Here is a 17,542-nt window from a genome sequence, read left to right on the forward strand (position 1 = left end):
CTCCCACCGGCCCTCGGTCACGCTGGGTTCGGCAGGTAGGTCGCTCCTCCCCGGCATTGCTTGAGGTATTCCAGCCCGCGCACCTGGCCTGTGATTTCGAGGTCGCCGCGATAGACCGGGTCGTGCCAGCCCTCGATGTCGATGGCGCCCTTGTAACCGGCCAGCCGCAATTCGCTGATCACCCGCGTCCAGTCGCTGTCGCCAAACCCGGGCGTGCGCATCTGCACGAAGGGCAGCTTGCCGAACACGCCGTGCTCGCGGATCACATCCCAGCGCACCGTCGCGTCCTTGCCGTGGACATGGAAAATGCGCGGCGCCCATTTGCGGATCTGCGGCATCGGGTCGATGAGGTAGACAAGCTGGTGGCAGGGCTCCCATTCGAGGCCGAGATTGTCGTCGGGCAATTCGTTGAACATCAACTCCCAGGCATCGGGATTGTGGGCGATGTTCCAGTCGCCGGCCGCCCAGTTGCCATCCATGGCGCAATTTTCGAAGGCAATGCGCACGCCCTTGTCGGCGGCGCGCTTGGCCAGTGGTCCCCAGACCTCACGGAAGCGCGGCAGGCTGTCGGTCAGCTTCTTGCCGCGAAGGCGGCCGGTGAAGCCGCTGACCGTCGAGGCGCCGAACAGATGCGCGTTGTCGATGACGGTTTCCCAGGCCGCGAGCACGCCGCGATCGACCTCGCCATCCTCCAGCGGATTGCCGAACACGCCGATCGACGACACGGCGACATCGGCATCGCCGATCGCCTCGCGAATCTCACCGGCGAGCCGCCGCAAATCCTTGCCGCCCAGCGTCTGCCAGAAGAAGGGCTGGATGCTCTCGAAACCGAGCGGCAGAATCTCTTTGATGTAGGCGGCGGGGTCTTCGAGATTGGCCCGCACCATGGTGCCGATCCGGATGTCGAGAAGCGGGTTTGGCATCATGATGCTTCCTGTGTGATTGCGACGCGCCGTCCGGTCTCGGCGCTTTCGATGGCGCCGAAAACCATGGCCAGGCTTTTAATGTTGTCGCTGCCACGGGTTTCCGGCTCGCTACCGGTCTCGATGGCGTGGATGAAATCCTTGATGACGCCGAGATGACCGCCGATGCGGTCGGCGGGATCTAGCGGCGGCACGATGATGGGCTGGGTCAGGTCGAAAAGGCCGTCGCGGACCGACAACACAACCTCGGCCTTCAGCCCGTCCTCGCCGTCCCAGAGCAGGCTGCCGTGCTCGGCGACGATGCGCCATGTGCTCTCCCAACTGGTGCGGAAGCCCGCCGCGCACCAGGAGCCTGCATAGGTGAAGCGCTTGCCGCCACCGAGATCGAAGATTGCGCTGGCCGACGATCCCTGCCGGTACCAGGAATTGGCCGGCTCCCATTCCTGGCAAAAAACACCGGCGGGATCGCCTGCGACCATGTAGCGGGCGGCGTCGAATGTGTGGATCGCCATGTCGAGCAAGAGCACATGCGCCATCTCCTCGCGAAAGCCGCCGAAATGCGGCGCGACGAAGAAGTCGGCATGGATGCTGGTTGGCTTGCCGATGGCGCCGGAGTCGAGAAAGCGCCTGATGCGCCGGACATTGGCGACGTAGCGGCGGTTCTGCACGACCGCATGGACGCGCCCCGCGTTACGCGCCGCATCGACGATGGCGCGCGCATTTTCCGGAGTATCGGCCAGCGGCTTTTCCGTCAGCAGATGGCAATTATGGGCAAAGGCGGCAAAGGCGACATCACGCCGGGCGGCTGGAACCACGACATCGAACACCGCGTCGGGCCTGGTCTGGTCGAGCACCGCGTCGAGGCTGGTGCCGATGACCGCGCCGTCGAGCCCGTATTCGTGCGCCCTCGCCTTCGCCCGTTCGGCGTCGAGATCGACAAGGCCGACAATGGCCAGCCCGTCGATCTGCCTCGCGGCATCGAGCCAGGCCTTGCTCATCGCACCACAGCCGACGAGGACGGCATTCATCATCCGGCATTCCTCCCGTCCGGTCCCTCCAGACCGAATGTCACGGCATTTCCGGCATCACCGTAAACGTTTCTCCGTAAACGTTTACGAGAACACACCCGATGGCGTAGAATGTCAATCGGCTGTCAGCGAAAATCATCCCGAAGCCTTGGCCTGGGCGGCAGCCGGTGCTAGCCAAGACAGGGGGAGAACTGTCCTTGGCGTCCAGCATCCATGACCTCGCGCGTCACCTGAACATTTCGATCGGCACCGTGTCGCGGGCGTTGAACGGCCGCGCCGACGTCAATGCCGACACCCGCCAGCGCGTGCTCGCCGCCGCCAAGCAATTGAACTATTCGCCCAACCAGTCCGGCCGCAGCCTGCGGCAAGGCACCACCCATTCGATCGCCTTCATGCTGCAGCCGCATCCGGGCGACCAGCAATATGGCGAACCGTTCTTCATCCCGTTCCTGATCGGTCTGCAGGGCCGGCTGGCCGAGGATGACCTGGATCTGATGGTCGTCATGGGCGAGCCCGGCCAATATCAGCAGGAGAGGCTGCGCCGCGTGGTTGAGACGCGCCGGGCCGACGCGGTCGTGTTGGCCAATACACGGCGGGAAGACGATCGGATCGACTATCTCAGCAAGGCCGGCTTTCCCTTCGCCACGCTTGGCCGAAGTCAATCCGGCGACGACACCTATCCTTCGCTCGATATAGATTTCGAGAGGGCGGGTGATGAAGCCGTCGACCGGCTGGTCGCGCGCGGCCACCGCCGCATTGCCGCCATCCGCCCTTCGCTTGATCTCAACTTCGGCTACCTTTTCCTCGACGGCTACCGCAAGGGGCTGGAGCGGCATGGCATCGAAGTCGACCCCGGCCTGATCGCCGACGGCTTCATCAACGAGGCAGGCGGCTACCAGGTGACGCCGCGCGTGATGCTCTCCAAGGACCGGCCCACAGCCATCATCTTCAACAATGACGCAATGGCGCTCGGCGGCTGCAAGGCACTGGCCGAGATGGGCATCAGGCCCGGCCACGACATCGCGGTGATCGTCATCGTCGACACGCCGCTCTGCCGCTACTTTTCACCGGCGCTGACCGCCTTCCGTCCGTCGCTGGAGCCGATGGGCCGGCGGCTGGCCGAAATGCTGCTGGCCTCGCTTCCGGCCTTTGCCGGCCCGGAAGGCCCGCGCATCATCCGCGAAGTCTGGCCGCTGGAGCTGATCGCGCGCGACAGCGATTGATAGTGCGTCTCTCCCTTCTCCCACAAGGGAGAAGGAAGAGGCCCGGTCTGTCACGCAAGTATCATGTTCGCGTCCTAGACCGCTTTGCGAGAGGGCGACATCGTCGATGCGATGCGGTGGCCCCTTTGCGCCGCTCAAGGCTTGTCACAAAGAGGATCTCCATGAAAATCTCGCACCGAACCGTGTCGCTCGGCGCCGCGCTGGCGCTGTTTACCGCCCTGACCCCTGCCCTTGCCGACAGCACAGCCACCGTTGGTGGCTTCGTCAACAAGGGCCTGGTCGGCGTCGGCCGCATCCCGGCCGATCAGAAGGACAAGTTCGGCGAGACCTTCGGCTCCGGCTCCGGCATGTCCATCGACGCCGCAAGCTGGACCCGTGGCGCGGACGGCTACAAGGGCTCGCTCTGGTTGCTGCCGGACCGTGGCTACAATGTCGTCGGCACCACCGATTACCGGCCGCGCCTCAACACTATTCGCATCGAGTTCACGCCGGTAGCACTAGGCGCCACGCCCACCTCCGGCCAGGAACAGACAGGCGTCAAGGCGACGCTTGCCGATTCCCTGCTCCTCACCGACGACAAGGGCGCTGACGCCACCGGCCTCGATCCGCTCAACGGCGTGCGCGCGGCCAATGGCGACCTGCCGATCCTGCCCGAGGCCAATGGCAGGCTGGCGCTCGACAATGAGGCGATCGCGCGGCTGCCCGACGGCACCATGTTCATCTCTGACGAATACGGCCCCAACATCTACCGCTTCTCGGCCGACGGCCATCTGTTGTCGGCAACGCAGCCGCCCGCCGCTTTGGTGCCGATGCGCAAGGGCGCGCCGAACTTCGCCTCCGACAATCCGGGCCCCGGTGCAGCCGAACCCGATCCGAAGGATCCCGAAACCGGCCGCCAGAACAATCAAGGCCTCGAAGGCATGGCGCTGACGCCGGACGGCAAGTCGCTGATCACTGTGCTGCAGTCGGCGCCCCGCCAGGATGGCGGCGATTCGCCCGCGACGCGCCAGAACACCCGCGCGCTGGTCTACGACGCCTCCGACCCGGCCCATCTCAAGCTGGTGCATGAATATGCCGTGCCGCTGCCGGTGTTCAAGGACGCCAAGGACAAGACCAAGGTCGCCGCGCAGAGCGAAATCGTGGCGCTGTCCGACAAGACCTTCCTGATGCTGGCGCGCGACAGCGGAAACGGCCAGGGGGTGAAGGGCGATACTTCGCTGCTGCGCCAGATTTTCGTCGTCGACGTCTCTGGCGCCACCGACATTGCCGGCGGCGCCTTCGATGCCGCCGACAAGCCGCTGGCGCCCAAGGGCGTGCTCGACCCCTCGGTGACCCCGGCCAAGCTGACGCCGTTCATTGACATCAACGACAACAAGGAACTCGGCCGCTTCGGCCTGCATGACGGCAAGCCGAACGACAAGAACAATCTCTCGGAGAAGTGGGAAGCAATGTCTGTGGTCAGCCTGCTCGATCCGGCGCTGCCCGACGACTATTTCCTGTTCGTCGGCAACGATAACGACTTTCTCACCCAAGACGGTTTTCAGGTCGGCGCGCCCTACAAGGCCGAAGACGGCGCCGATGTCGATACCATGTTCCTGGTCTATCAGGTCACGCTTCCGGGCCTCGCCAAGAAGTAGCCGTATACGGAGAGGCGGACGCGCCCGGCGCGTCCGCCTCTAACCGTTTGTCGGTGATCAGCGATGCCGTGAAGGCACCTATTTCAAAACCTCCGCATCCCTTGGCACGCCGGCATCGATCGCCTCGGCGGTCCGGCTCGACACGGCCATGATCTTGCCCGCGGCCGACAGGTTCGGGCGCACATAGACCTGGGCTACGCCGTTGACCCGGCTGTAGAGGTCGATGATGTCCTGGTTCATGAAGCGCACGCAGCCCGACGACGCGTTCTTGCCGATGGAATCCCATTCCGGCGTGCCGTGCAGCCGGTACATCGTGTCCTTGCCGTCGCGGAACAGATAGAGCGCGCGCGCGCCGAGCGGACTCTGCGGTCCGGGCGGCATGCCGTCCTTGTATTTCGCCAGTTCCGGCCGGCGCTGGATCATTTCCGGCGGCGGCGTCCACACCGGCCATTTCTTGCGCGCCTGGATCACGGCGCTGCCGGTCCAGCCAAACCCGGCCTTGCCGAGGCTGACGCCATAGCGCATTGCCTTGCCGCCGTCGCGCACCAGATAGAGAAAATGCTCGGATGTATCGACGACGATCGTGCCGGGTTTTTCGCCGGTCGGATCGTCCACGATCTGGCGCACGAACTTCGGATCGAGCTTGGCCACGGGGATTGCCGGCAATGAAAAGCCCTCATCGACGCGCGCCGAATACATGGTGGCGGCATCGCCCAGAGCCGGTTCAGGCGCCGGGGCGGGCGTTGGCGGCACCACGACATCGGTCGTGGTGCAGGCTGAAAGCGCCATGGAAGCGGCACCCAAAGCGGATATTCCAAGAAACGCGCGCCGGTTCAGGCGCTCGGAAAAAAGCGGATTGTCGGACATGATCCCCCAGCCTATTCATCATATCCAACAGGATATGCGACCCCACGCGGCGACGACCCATATCCCATTCCGAATGTTTTGAGAACTGATTAGCGTGAAGCCGCCAAGTGGCATGTTCCAATGCCGCATCGACCTTGTCCGTTAAATCGGCGATCATTGCCGGGCGGACTTTGAGATGAACCTTCGCCGAACAGCCCATGGATGAAAAAATACCACCGCGCCGGCGCACCGGCGACCTGACCAGCGGCCCGATTCCGCGCACGCTGCTTTTGTTCGCTCTGCCGGTGCTCGGCTCCAATGTGCTGCAGTCGCTCAACGGTTCGATCAACGCCGTCTGGGTCGGCCGCTTCCTCGGTGAATCGGCGCTGACCGCCACCTCCAACGCCAATCTGGTTCTGTTCCTGATTCTTGGCACCGTATTCGGCATCGGCATGGCCGCCACCATCCTGGTGGCGCAATCGGTCGGCGCCCGCGACCTGCCCGAGGCGCGGCGCATCGTCGGCACCAGCGCCAGCTTCTTCTTCCTCGTCTCGGCTATCTTCGCCGTCTGCGGCTGGATCTGGGTCGACGCCATCCTCAACACACTGGGCACCCCGCCCGATGCGCTGCCGCTGGCGCGCTCCTATCTGCGTATCATCTTCGTCGCCGTGCCGATGATGAACCTTCTGTCCTTCGTCATGACGGTGCTGCGCGGTGCGGGTGATTCGCGCACGCCATTCTTCTTCATGGCGCTCGCGGTCGTGCTCGACATCATCCTCAATCCGCTGCTCATTCGCGGCATCGGCCCCTTCCCCGAACTCGGCATCGCCGGCTCCGCCACCTCGACGCTGATCGGCCAGACGGTGAGCGTGATCGCCATCCTCGTCGTGCTTTATGCCAGAAAGCATCCGCTGCGGCTCGCCGGCGCCAACCTCGCTCTGCTGCGGCCGGATCCGGCGCTGCTCAGGATCGTCGTCTTCAAGGGCGTGCCCATGGGCCTGCAGATGATCGTCATTTCGGCGGCGGCGCTGACCGTGATGGGCATCGTCAACTCCTACGGCTCGCAGGTCGCCGCCGCCTACGGCATCGCGGCGCAGCTGTGGACCTATATCCAGATGCCTGCACTGGCGATCGGAGCCGCAGTCTCGTCGATGGCGGCCCAGAATGTCGGAGCCGGGCGCTGGGACCGCATCGGTCGCATAGCGGCGTCCGGCGTCGGCTTCAACCTGGTGCTCACCGGCGCCCTGGTGGCGCTGCTGTTCTTCTTCGACAGGCCGGTGCTCGGCCTGTTCCTTAGCGGCGACAGCACCGCAATCGACATTGCAGCCCACATCAACAAGGTGGCGTCCTGGTCGTTCATCCTGTTCGGCGTCACCATCGTGCTGTTCGCCACCGTGCGCGCCACGGGTGCGGTGATGCCACCACTGATCATCCTGGTGATCTCGGTGCTGGTCGTGCGCACCGGCTTTGCCTATTTCATGCGCGGCGTGATCGGCGAGGAGGCGCTGTGGTGGAGCTTTCCGGCGGGATCGATCACCTCGCTGGTGCTGGCCGCCGCCTATTATCGCTTCGGCCGCTGGCGCACCATGCACATGATCGAGGACCGGCCGGCCGCCGGCGAGCCGCCCGACACCGGCCTCGGCATCCCGCGCGGACGGGCAAACATGGCGCCCGAGACGCCAAACGGGTGAGGCTCAGCGCGCGTATTTGACGCCGAACCCCAGCGCTACGACAGAGAACAGCGTGATCATGCCGGCGAAGGCCAGGCTTGCCGTCGTCGGAGTGGCCCAACTCGACAGCAGCCCAATGCCGATCACCGGCAGCGCATTGCCGCAGAAGCAGCAGATGAAGAACGCCGACACCAATTCGGCGCGACGCTCGGCAGGTGCGATCTGGTTCACCACCTGCAGGCCGCCGCGATAGCCGAGCGCCGCCGCCACGCCGCACACAGCGGTGGCGGCAACCATCAGGGACATCGACGCGAAAAACTGAGCAGCAACCATCAGCCCTACGGCCGGGATCATCAGCGCCAGCGCGGCCAGCATGCCGGCGCCGCTGGACAGTCGGGTCGTGGCCAGAATGGTCGCGGCCGCAACGATCGACAGTTCAAAGAACAGCGCGCCGGCCTCGGCATGGTTGGCCACATGCAGTTGCTGCGCCAGGATGCTCGGCGCCAGGGCTGCATAGAAGCCGACCAGCGCCATGGCGCCGAAACCGGTGACCGCCGGCGCCACGAAGGCAGCGCGGATATCGCTCGGCACCGATAGCCGTGGCCGCAACGAAACGTCGGTCAGCCTGCCCGGCTGGGACACGGTTTCGCGGGTACGCCAGATCAGCAGCGTCACTACCACCAGCAAGGCAAGATAGACCGCAAACGTTAGTCTCAACGGCCAGGGCGCATATTCGGCGAGCAGGCCCGATGCCAGCGCGCCGAGGCCAAGGCCAACGAAGTTGGTGCTGGTGGCGATGATTGCCGCGCGCGATTTGTCCTTACCCTCGATCAACTCGGCAAGCCAGGCCGTGCCGGTTCCCGCGCCGACGCCGATGCCAAGGCCGCTCAATATGCGGGCGACATCGAGCCATGCGACATTCTCGGCCAGCAGGAACACCACCGCGCTGACCACCGCTATGGCCATCGACGCCAGCGCCGCAGGACGGCGACCAATGCCGTCGGACAAGCGCCCGAACATCAGCAATGCGCCGAGATTGCCGACGACATAGACGGCGTAGACCAGCGTCAGCGTGATCTGCGAGAAACCGAAGGCCTGCTTGTAGATGACGTAAAGCGGCGTCAGCACCGTGCTGCCGGCGAACAGCGCGGCGATCATGGCGGCAACCGCGGCCATCGCGGGCCGGCCATCGAGTCCGTTGTCGCGCGTCGTGGTCTCGGCATAGCTGGTCATGGCAACCTCCGGCCAATCGCCCAACGCCCAATTGCGCCCCAACGTCCATGTAAGGATGGCCGTTCCACGCGCCGAACTTCATCCTGACAACCTTGTCAGGATGGTCTTGCCCGAAGTCCTCGCTTAACGTCTTTCCATCGAGAGGGAGAATCCATGGGAAAAGGTAGAGTCGAGGCATTCACCGATGGGGTGGTCGCCATCATCATCACCATCATGGTGCTGGAGCTGAAAGTGCCGCATGGCGAGGATTTTTCAGCGCTTCTGCCGCTGTGGCCGATCTTTTTCAGCTATGTCTTGTCGTTCATCAATGTCGGCATCTACTGGAACAATCTGCACAACATGTTCCACACCGTCCAAAGGGTCGACGGCCGCGTGCTGTGGGCCAACCTCAACCTTCTGTTCTGGTTGTCGCTGATGCCGGCAACGACGGCCTTCATGGGCGAGAACCATTTCGCGCCGGTCCCCGTCGCCGTCTATGGCATCGACCTGGTGCTGTGCGCGGTCGCCTACACCTTTCTCGCCACCAAGCTGCACCATTTGCACGGCAACGACACCGCCTTCGCCAAGGCGCTGGGCAATGACCGCAAGGGCAAGATCTCGGTGGCCCTCTACGCCGCAGCCGTCCCGCTTGCCTTCGTCAACCAATGGATCGGCGTTGCGATCTTTGTGCTGGTGGCCGCCGTCTGGTTCGTGCCGGACACGCGTTTTTCGCGGGTGCTGGAAAAGTAGCGTAGGACGTCTCTACTTGCGCATCGCCTTCAGCTTTTCGGCAACCGACGCCGCAAGGTCGGCATAGCGCTCCTCCAGCCGCTCGGCCGCCTTGATGATCGAAAAATCATGGCCGAATTTTTCCAGCGCCATGCGCAATTTCTCGACGAACTCGGCCTGTTTTTCGAGTGCCGAAAACAAGGTCTTCACCTGCGCTTCGCTTATGTCCGGATTGGCAAGCATCTGCGGCACCTCGCGGCCCATCTGGTCGCCGGTGGCGGTCTGCTCCTTCAGGATCGCAACCCAGTCGGTCAATCGGCAATCTCCCTGTTCGGCCGCAGCATGCACAGCCGCCGTTGATGCGGTCAACCCGAACACGCGGGACGGCCTTGCACGATGCGCGTCCCGCGCTAAGTTCGGCGCCACCCGAACCCTAGGAAAAAGATCATGACCTCCGACGCCGAAATCCAATCCGCTTTGCCCGCCCTCAGCCGAGGCAACGTCGCCGTCATCACCGGGGGCGCCAGCGGCATCGGGCTTGCCGCTGCCAAAAGGCTGGCGGCTATGGGCATGAGACTGGTGCTGGCCGACATTGGCGGCGCGCGCCTCGATGCGGCCCGCCAGGCAGTCGCCGCGATCACCGGCGAGAATGCCGTGCTTGCCGTCGCCACCGACGTGTCGAAGGCCGACGAACTCGGCCGGCTGGCGGAAAAGACGCATGCCGCTTTCGGCGCCGTATCGCTGCTGATGAACAATGCCGGCGTCGGCAACAATCCGGGAAAACCGTGGGAGAACGGCGACGCCTGGAAGCGGCTGATCGACATCAATTTCTGGGGCGTCGTACATGGCGTCGAGGCCTTTGCGCCGGCCATGCTGGCCTCCGGAGAGCCGGGCCTGATCATCAACACCGGCTCCAAGCAAGGCATCACCACGCCACCCGGCAATCTCGCCTACAACGTATCCAAATCGGCATTGAAGACGTTCACCGAAGGCCTGGCGCACGCATTGCGCAACGAGCCGGGCGCGAAGGTCGCGGCGCATCTTCTCATTCCCGGCTTCACCTTCACCGGCCTCACCGAAGGAGCGGTCGAAAAACCGGCTGGCGCCTGGACCGGCGAGCAGGTGGTCGACTTCATGCTGGCTTCGCTGGCGCGTGGGGACTTCTACATCCTGTGCCCCGACAATGAGGTGATGCGGCCGACCGATGAAAAGCGCATGGCCTGGGCGATCGGCGACATCATCGAGAACCGGCCTGCTCTCTCGCGCTGGCACCCCGACCATAAGGACGCTTTCGCGGCCTTTATGGGAAACTGATCGTCGAACTCAGCCAAAGCCGAGACTCAGGCGGGCGCGCGTTTTTTCGCGGTGCGCTTTTGCGAGACGGCCTTCTTGGCCGCGAGTTCGGCGAGCTCGTGGTCATGGCGTTTTGCCGCCCGCTCGCATTTGTCTCTGATCTCCTCGACCTCGGATTCGGTCAGGTGCTCGATGCCGATGAAATGATTGTGGCCCTCGCTGACGCGGATCAGTTCGTCGAGCTTGGCCTGAACCGCGGCACCGTCGCGGTTCTGGGTGTTCTGGATCAGGAACACCATCAGGAAGGTGATGATCGTCGTTCCCGTGTTGATGACGAGCTGCCACGTATCGGAGAAGCCGAAGAATGGCCCGCTTACCGCCCAGACGATAACGATGGCGCAACAGGCGATGAAAGTCGGCGGCAGGCCCGCCAAGTGCGAAACGGTGTTGGCGATTCTGGTAAACAGCTTTTCGATCATTCACATCCTCAACCGTTCAAAGCGCGACGAGCTGACCAAGGCCGCATTCATCGCTCCAACAATAAACAACCGGCAGCCGCTTCCGGTTCCCTGTCGCAGAGGGCATCGCTGATGCAATTGTATGCACGCCAAAGGCGCAGCGCCGTGAAAAGCCGCCTTATCGGTTTGTTGCCATTAGTCACCATGCAGGCCAAAAAACCTGTTCCGTCCGCTTCACGCGGATTTGTCTCCAAGCCCCTTCCGCTGCGCCACCCCCGCATGGCGGAAGGGGTTCGTTGCGTTGCCGCAGACCGGCGGAACTCTTCCCGACACGTGCCGTTCAGAATTTTGGCGCCAGGATTTCGGCCAGCCAGTCGATGAAACCGCGCACGCGCGGCGAGCTCTCAGGAATGCTCTTGCTCCCAGCGATCGAGGAAATCCTCAATCGGCAAAGCCTGCATGTCGGGAACCGCTTTGGCGAGTTTCTCCGGCGGCCAGTCCCACCAGGCAAGGCTTTCGATCCGCGCCGCGATCTCGGAGGGAAAGCGCATGCGCAACGGCTTCGCCGGTACGCCGGCGACGATTGCGTAGGCCGGTACATTCCGCGTCACCACCGCATTGGCGCCGACGATGGCGCCATTGCCGATGCTGATGCCGGGCATGATGACGGCGCCATGGCCGATCCAGACATCGTTGCCGATGCTGACCGCCTTGGCCTGCCGCCGCGCGCGGAACGCCACGTCGACGCCAAGCCAGCGGAAATACTCGTTCGGCCGGTAGCTGAGCTTGTGCTGCGTGATCCGCTCGATCGGATGCTCCAACGCATTGATGCGGCTGTTGGCGGCGATCGAGCAGAATTTTCCGATCGTCGTGTAGATCGCCTCGGCGTGGCGCTCGAAATAGGAGAAATCGCCGACATTGACCTCGCGCAGCACCACCCGTTCGCCGATCGAGGCATAGCGGCCAAGCTTGCACGCTTTCAGCTCCGCGGTCGGATGGATGCGCGGCTCCGGATCTTTCAGGACGAGGTTTTCGGTACGGTCCATGCGGCGGATTTACCCCCGCGCAATTGCAGAAGCAATTGTCGCGTCGCGATCGGACCCGCAGGCGGGTGGATCGTGCGTCGGCTCCGACCGGCTATTTCGGCTTGCCGCCGGTCCACACCACGTTCTGGCCGAACAGCGGCACGGTCGTCACCGACATTTTCGCCGAGCCGTCCTGTACCTGGCGCGAATGCGAGAGATAGATCAGCGTCTCGTTCTTCTTGTCGTAGATGCGGTTCACCACCTGCTTCTTCCAGATCAGGCTGATGCCTTGCTTGAATACCTCTTCGCCGCCCTCGCTCATGTCGATGTCGCCGATGGTTATCGGTCCGGTCTGGCGGCAGGAGATCGAGGAATCCGATGGATCCTCGAACCAGTTGCCCTTGTGCAAGCGGTCGATGACGCTGCGGTCGAAATAGGAGACATGGCAGGTCACGCCGTCGATCTTGGGGTCCTTGATCGCCTCGACGATGATGTCGTTGCCGACCCAATCGACGCCGACCTTGCCGACCTCCTCTGCCGCGGCGGCACCGGCGCCAAGGGCAATGCATGCGGCCAGCGCGCCGCCGATCAGTTTCTGCCCAATCCGTCTCTGCCCAGTCCGTCTTTGCAAGGGAGCCTCCTCAGGTTCGGTTTGCCGGTCTCAGGTGGGATAAGGGCCAGCTGTTTGCAAGGTAGCGTCCAGCCCGGTTGCGGCAACGCGGCATCTTTGCCTTGCTCCCTGCGACCGGCTAAGACTGCTCGCCAACAGGAGCGCCGATCCGGCGCTCGATTTCTGCGACGGACACTTCCTGATGATGCGTTCAATTCTGGTCGGCATTCTGGTTCTGATGGCGGCGGGCATCGGCTGGCTCACCTTTGACTTCTATCGCGGCCATTATGGTGGCGAGCCGTATGGTGCGCCATTCACGCTGGTCGACCAGAAAGGCGCGCCAATCACCGAAGCCGCCTTCAGGGGAAAACCCAGCATCGTCTTCTTCGGCTTCACCCATTGCCCGGAAGTCTGCCCGACCACTTTGTTCGAAATGGCCGGCTGGCTGAAGGCGCTGGGCGACGACGGCAAGAACCTCAACGCCTACTTCGTTACCGTCGATCCAGAGCGCGACACGCCGCCGGTGATGAACACTTACGTCAGCAATTTCTCCGACCGCATCGTCGGCATATCGGGCGATCCCGACAAGGTGCACGCCATGGCGAAGTCCTTCAACATCTACTGGAAGAAGGTCGACACCGGCGACGGCGATTACACGATGGACCACACCGCCTCCGCGCTGCTGCTCAACGCCAAGGGCGAGTTTTCGGGCACCATAGCCTATGGCGAAAGCGCCGATACCGCGATCGCCAAGCTGAAGCGGCTGGCGGCAGGCTAGGCATGATCCCGAAACGTGGATTCCGGTTTTCTCGGACAGAAAAGTGTTGTCCAGAGATCATGCTCAAACAAGAGACCAACTGATGGGTCAGACCAGGCTCCACTTCATCGCTGGGAAGATCGAGGCCGACCGCATCTTTGCCGCGCTCGAACCGGCTTTCGAGGATGAAGGCCTGCCGATCGCCGTGCTCGAAGTCGATGAAGACCGCGACATCTATGAGGTTTCGCTCTACACCGACGGCAATGTCGACGCGGTTGAGGCGCGGCTAAGGGACAGCCTTGCCGGACTGTCCCTGTCGAAGCCGATCGAGCGCGAGGTTCTGCCCGATATCGACTGGGTGGCGCGCTCGCTGGAGGGACTGAAACCGGTGCGCGCCGGACGTTTCTTCGTCCATGGCGCGCATGACCGCCGGAAGCGCCACAGCGGCGAACTCGCCATCGAGATCGAGGCCGGCCTTGCCTTCGGCACCGGCCATCACGGCACCACTGCCGGCTGTCTCGAAATGCTGGAACGGGTCGTGCGCCGCGAACGTCCCAGGAATGCCCTCGACCTCGGCACCGGCAGCGCGGTGCTGGCGATCGCCGTCGCCAAGCTGGCGCATATTCCGGTGCTGGCGACCGACATCGATCCGATCGCCCTCAGGGTCGCCGCCGCCAACGCCCGCCTCAACCACGTCAAGGCGCTGGTTGAAACGGCGACGGCGCCCGGCTTCCACCACCCGATCTTCGGCAAGCGCGCGCCTTTCGACCTCATCGTCGCCAACATATTGGCGCGGCCGCTGATGCGGCTGGCGCCTGAGATGGCCAGGCACATCAGCCTCGGCGGCTCGATCGTGTTGTCCGGCATCCTCGAGCGCCAATGCAATGCGGTGATCTCGGCCTATGTCGGCCAGAATTTCCGGCATGTCAGGACCTTGCATCGCGAAGGCTGGGTGACGATCCACCTGAAGCACTGAGACGCAACGCGCTTTGGACCAATCCGAGCCTGTTGCGATTGGCGAAAATCGATTCCGGTTTTCCGGGTCATGCGCTACGGTCGCGCCCGATACAGGAGGCATACCATGTTCCAGACCTTCGATTCCGCAGGCGACCCCAGCGTCGGCAAGCCGCGCGTGACGTTGCTGCGGCGATGGCTGGCGGATAATGGCCTCGACGGTTTCCTGGTGCCGCGCGCCGACGAGCACCAGGGCGAGTATGTCGCCGATCGCTCGGCGCGGCTGAAATGGTTGACCGGATTCAGCGGCTCGGCCGGCGTAGCACTTGTGCAGCGTGACCGCGCCTTCATGTTCGTCGATGGCCGCTATACCTTGCAAGTGCGCCACGAGGTCGATCTCGACATTTTTGCAATCGAGAGTCTCGTCGACAACCCGCCGGCCTCCTGGATCAAGGACAATCTCGGCAAGGGCGCCAGGCTTGGCTTCGACCCCTGGCTGCACACGATCGCTGAGGTCAAGGCGCTGAAAACCTCGGCCGAGCAATCCGGCGCGACGATGGTGCCGCTCGACAGGAACCCGATCGACATCATCTGGAAGGATCAGCCGGCACCACCAGCAGCGCCGGTCGAAATCCACCCGATCGGCTTTGCCGGGGAACTGGCGAAGGACAAGCTGGCGCGGCTGGCGGCGGCAATCGGCAAGGAGGGCGCGACGCACGCCGTGCTCACCGACCCCTCCTCGATCGCCTGGGCCTTCAACATCCGTGGCGGCGACGTGCCGCACACGCCGCTGGCGCTCGGCTTTGCGATCCTTGCAGCAGATGGCAAGCACCAGCTGTTCATGGACCAGCGCAAGTTTTCGCGCACGGTTGCCGCCTATCTCACCCAACTCGCCGATCTGCACGAGCCCGGCGAATTCGAGGCGGCGGTCGCAGCCCTTGCCAAGGGCGGCGCCAAGATCGCGCTCGATCCGGTGCTGGCGGCGGAAAAGCTGAGAATGCTGGTCGAGGACAATGGCGGCACATTTGTTTCAGCGGCCGATCCCGCCCGCATTCCGCGCGCCACCAAAAACCCAGCGGAAATCGCCGGCAGCCGCGCCGCGCACCGCCGAGACGGGGCGGCGGTGGCGAAACTGCTGTGCTGGCTGGAACGGCAGAAGCCGGGCACGCTCGACGAAATAACCGTTGTCACCAAGTTGGAGGAAACGCGCCGGCAGACCGGCGAGGAAACGCAGATGCCGCTGCGCGACGTCTCCTTCGACACCATTTCCGGCAGCGGTCCGAACGGCGCCATCATGCACTACCGCGTGTCGCGCGCCACCAACCGCGAGCTGGCAAAGGGCGAGCTGTTCCTGCTCGATTCCGGCGCCCAGTATCAGGACGGCACCACCGACATCACCCGCACGGTGCCGATCGGCCAGCCGACCGAGGAGATGCGCGAGCGCTTTACGCTGGTGCTGAAGGGCATGATCGGCATTTCCACGCTGCGCTTTCCCACCGGCACGCGCGGCTCGGAAATCGACGCAGTGGCGCGCATGGCGCTGTGGAAGCATGGCTGCGACTTTGCCCACGGCACCGGCCACGGCGTCGGCTCGTATCTGGCCGTGCATGAAGGGCCGCAGCGCATCGCCCGCACCGGCACCGAAAAGCTGCTGGCCGGCATGATGCTCTCCAACGAGCCCGGCTATTACAAGGAAGGCTCCTACGGCATCCGCATCGAGAACCTGATCCTGGTGACGCCGGCCGAACAAGTTGAAGGCGGCGACATCGCCATGCACGGTTTCGAGACGCTGACACTGGCGCCGATCGATATCAGGCTGATCCGCACCGACCTGCTGACGCGCGAGGAGTTGCACTGGCTGGATACTTACCATGCCTGGGTGCTGGCCGAGATCGGCCCGATGCTCGACGGCGAGACGCTGGCTTGGCTGGAGAAAGCGACAGCGCCGCTGCCGCACGACGCCAAGATCTGAAATGAGCTTCTTTCTCCCCGTCACTATACGGGGAGGTGAGGAGCGGTCCGCGAAGCGGACGAAAAGCCAATTGCTTGGCTTTTCGAGTGACGAACGCCCGCCAGGGCAATGAGCGGCGGCGCCGACAGTTCGAAACTGTTCCGCGCGCAGGCGCCCTATGCCACAAACTGCCGCGCTAGGATCAGCACCACCGCCCCGGCCAGAAACATCGCCATCAGGCCGCCGCGCAGCGAGACCACAGCGGCGACGACCAGCGCCGCCCATTCCGCCGGTCCGGCGCTAAGTGCGGCGGGCGCCACCAGCGTCGTCAACACTGCGGCCGGCACGGCATTCAAACCCGCCTCGACGCGTGGATGGATGTGGTCGAAGCGCGAGATCACCAGATGGCCGCCGACGCGGGTGAGATAGGTCGCGATCGCGCCGGCAATGATGATCCACAAGGTCGCGCTCATCGTTTTGCCTCCACACCGCTATGGTGCGGCGGCAGGATGACGGCCAGAAGCACGCCTGCAACGGCGCCGATGGAGACGTGCCATGGCGATCCCACAGTTTTGTAGGCAATGATCGACGCCGCGGCGCTGGCGATCACCACCGGCAGCCACAGTGGCCGGTTGCGAAAGCCCATGACCAGCCCGAGGAAATAGATCGGCAGCAGGAAGTCGATGCCGAGCGCATGCGTGTCCGGGATCAGCTTGCCGAACACCGCGCCCAGCGCGCTTTCGATCCCCCAGAACACATAGACCGGCAGGCCAAGCCCCATGTACCAGGCAAAGCCAACGGTCTCGCCGGCTTCGGCCTTACGCTCGGCCACCGCGAATTGCGGATCGGTGAGCACGAAATAGCCCAGCGCTTGGCTGATAACCGGCCAGTGCGCGATTCGCCGGCCGATGCTGGCGGAGTAAAGCACGTGACGGAAGTTTACGGCGAAGATCGACAGCACGATCAGCCATGGCGCGACATGCTGGCCGAACAATTCGATGCCGACCATCTGGCTGGCGCCGCCGAAGATCAGCGCGCTCATCAAGAAAGCTTCGAGAACGGAAAAGCCGTTGTCGACGGCGATGGCGCCGAACAGCAGCCCAAATGGCGCCGCGGCGACAACCACCGGCATCGACAGCCGCACGCCGTCCCAGAAGTCGCTGGCCACGGAATTTTCGCTTAAGGTCTCTGCCGACATGTCACATTCCCATCTCGCGCTGCTATGT

Annotated in this window: 18 protein-coding genes; 8 read left to right on the forward strand and 10 right to left on the reverse strand. The window is 63.8% G+C overall.

The features are described 5' to 3' along the window. Positions 1-17: 17 nt before the first annotated feature. Together NLY36_RS04710 and NLY36_RS04715 are read right to left on the reverse strand one after the other, a co-directional pair. A complete protein-coding gene (locus tag NLY36_RS04710) occupies positions 18-923 on the reverse strand; it encodes a sugar phosphate isomerase/epimerase family protein (protein ID WP_023682114.1) in 906 nt (301 codons plus the stop codon). Then, the gene (locus NLY36_RS04715) at positions 923-1,954 is read right to left on the reverse strand and encodes a Gfo/Idh/MocA family protein (RefSeq protein ID WP_023735960.1); all 1,032 of its coding nucleotides are present in this window, start codon (positions 1,952-1,954) and stop codon (positions 923-925) included. The genes NLY36_RS04710 and NLY36_RS04715 overlap by 1 nt, the downstream gene beginning before the upstream one ends. 194 nt (positions 1,955-2,148) lie before the next feature. Here NLY36_RS04715 and NLY36_RS04720 point away from each other — a divergent pair, with 194 nt between their 5' ends. Both NLY36_RS04720 and NLY36_RS04725 read left to right on the forward strand, forming a co-directional pair. Next, positions 2,149-3,174, forward strand: coding sequence for a LacI family DNA-binding transcriptional regulator (locus tag NLY36_RS04720; RefSeq protein WP_023682116.1), 1,026 nt, complete (start codon positions 2,149-2,151; stop codon positions 3,172-3,174). A gap of 161 nt (positions 3,175-3,335) precedes the next feature. Further along, positions 3,336-4,811: an esterase-like activity of phytase family protein gene (locus NLY36_RS04725; RefSeq protein ID WP_023735961.1), complete on the forward strand. Its 1,476-nt coding sequence runs from the start codon at positions 3,336-3,338 to the stop codon at positions 4,809-4,811. Positions 4,812-4,889: 78 nt separating this feature from the next. Here NLY36_RS04725 and NLY36_RS04730 read toward each other — a convergent pair whose 3' ends face one another. Continuing rightward, a complete protein-coding gene (locus NLY36_RS04730) occupies positions 4,890-5,678 on the reverse strand; it encodes a L,D-transpeptidase (protein WP_023697003.1) in 789 nt (262 codons plus the stop codon). Positions 5,679-5,875: 197 nt separating this feature from the next. Between NLY36_RS04730 and NLY36_RS04735 the strand changes: the two genes are divergently transcribed. Beyond that, positions 5,876-7,348: an MATE family efflux transporter gene (locus tag NLY36_RS04735; protein WP_023697004.1), complete on the forward strand. Its 1,473-nt coding sequence runs from the start codon at positions 5,876-5,878 to the stop codon at positions 7,346-7,348. A gap of 3 nt (positions 7,349-7,351) precedes the next feature. Here the strand turns inward: NLY36_RS04735 and NLY36_RS04740 are convergent, their stop codons facing one another. Continuing rightward, the gene (locus NLY36_RS04740) at positions 7,352-8,560 is read right to left on the reverse strand and encodes an MFS transporter (protein ID WP_023697005.1); all 1,209 of its coding nucleotides are present in this window, start codon (positions 8,558-8,560) and stop codon (positions 7,352-7,354) included. 153 nt (positions 8,561-8,713) lie between these two features. On the opposite strand from NLY36_RS04740, the gene NLY36_RS04745 reads away from it, so the two are divergent. Next, positions 8,714-9,289 (forward strand): TMEM175 family protein, encoded by a 576-nt coding sequence (locus NLY36_RS04745; RefSeq protein ID WP_023682120.1) that lies wholly within the window; start codon positions 8,714-8,716, stop codon positions 9,287-9,289. 12 nt (positions 9,290-9,301) lie between these two features. Here NLY36_RS04745 and NLY36_RS04750 read toward each other — a convergent pair whose 3' ends face one another. Next, positions 9,302-9,583, reverse strand: a complete 282-nt coding sequence (locus NLY36_RS04750; RefSeq protein WP_023668298.1) for a hypothetical protein — start codon at positions 9,581-9,583, stop codon at positions 9,302-9,304. A gap of 132 nt (positions 9,584-9,715) precedes the next feature. Here NLY36_RS04750 and NLY36_RS04755 point away from each other — a divergent pair, with 132 nt between their 5' ends. Beyond that, positions 9,716-10,582: an SDR family NAD(P)-dependent oxidoreductase gene (locus NLY36_RS04755; protein WP_023688047.1), complete on the forward strand. Its 867-nt coding sequence runs from the start codon at positions 9,716-9,718 to the stop codon at positions 10,580-10,582. 26 nt (positions 10,583-10,608) lie between these two features. Here NLY36_RS04755 and NLY36_RS04760 read toward each other — a convergent pair whose 3' ends face one another. From NLY36_RS04760 to NLY36_RS04770, 3 genes are all read right to left on the reverse strand, one after another. Further along, on the reverse strand, positions 10,609-11,040 hold the full coding sequence (locus NLY36_RS04760; protein WP_031197064.1) for a low affinity iron permease family protein: 432 nt from the start codon (positions 11,038-11,040) through the stop codon (positions 10,609-10,611). 383 nt (positions 11,041-11,423) lie between these two features. Then, the gene (locus NLY36_RS04765) at positions 11,424-12,065 is read right to left on the reverse strand and encodes a DapH/DapD/GlmU-related protein (RefSeq protein ID WP_023735962.1); all 642 of its coding nucleotides are present in this window, start codon (positions 12,063-12,065) and stop codon (positions 11,424-11,426) included. A gap of 91 nt (positions 12,066-12,156) precedes the next feature. Further along, on the reverse strand, positions 12,157-12,675 hold the full coding sequence (locus NLY36_RS04770; RefSeq protein ID WP_023753104.1) for a CreA family protein: 519 nt from the start codon (positions 12,673-12,675) through the stop codon (positions 12,157-12,159). Between the two features lie 181 nt (positions 12,676-12,856). Here NLY36_RS04770 and NLY36_RS04775 point away from each other — a divergent pair, with 181 nt between their 5' ends. The 3 genes from NLY36_RS04775 to NLY36_RS04785 all read left to right on the forward strand — a co-directional run bounded on the left by NLY36_RS04775 (position 12,857) and on the right by NLY36_RS04785 (position 16,337). After that, on the forward strand, positions 12,857-13,432 hold the full coding sequence (locus NLY36_RS04775; RefSeq protein ID WP_023682124.1) for an SCO family protein: 576 nt from the start codon (positions 12,857-12,859) through the stop codon (positions 13,430-13,432). Between the two features lie 82 nt (positions 13,433-13,514). Beyond that, positions 13,515-14,387 carry a 50S ribosomal protein L11 methyltransferase gene (locus NLY36_RS04780; protein WP_023735963.1) on the forward strand — a complete coding sequence of 291 codons (873 nt, stop codon included), beginning with the start codon at positions 13,515-13,517 and terminating at the stop codon, positions 14,385-14,387. Positions 14,388-14,492: 105 nt separating this feature from the next. Then, positions 14,493-16,337 (forward strand): aminopeptidase P family protein, encoded by a 1,845-nt coding sequence (locus NLY36_RS04785; protein WP_023697011.1) that lies wholly within the window; start codon positions 14,493-14,495, stop codon positions 16,335-16,337. A gap of 155 nt (positions 16,338-16,492) precedes the next feature. Here the strand turns inward: NLY36_RS04785 and NLY36_RS04790 are convergent, their stop codons facing one another. Further along, positions 16,493-16,789 (reverse strand): AzlD family protein, encoded by a 297-nt coding sequence (locus tag NLY36_RS04790; protein ID WP_023690882.1) that lies wholly within the window; start codon positions 16,787-16,789, stop codon positions 16,493-16,495. Continuing rightward, a complete protein-coding gene (locus tag NLY36_RS04795; RefSeq protein WP_023668289.1) occupies positions 16,786-17,514 on the reverse strand; it encodes an AzlC family ABC transporter permease in 729 nt (242 codons plus the stop codon). Before NLY36_RS04795 ends, NLY36_RS04790 begins: the two co-directional genes overlap by 4 nt. Between the last annotated feature and the right edge of the window lie 28 nt (positions 17,515-17,542).

This window comes from Mesorhizobium sp. C399B, from assembly GCF_030323185.1.
Taxonomy (GTDB): domain Bacteria; phylum Pseudomonadota; class Alphaproteobacteria; order Rhizobiales; family Rhizobiaceae; genus Mesorhizobium.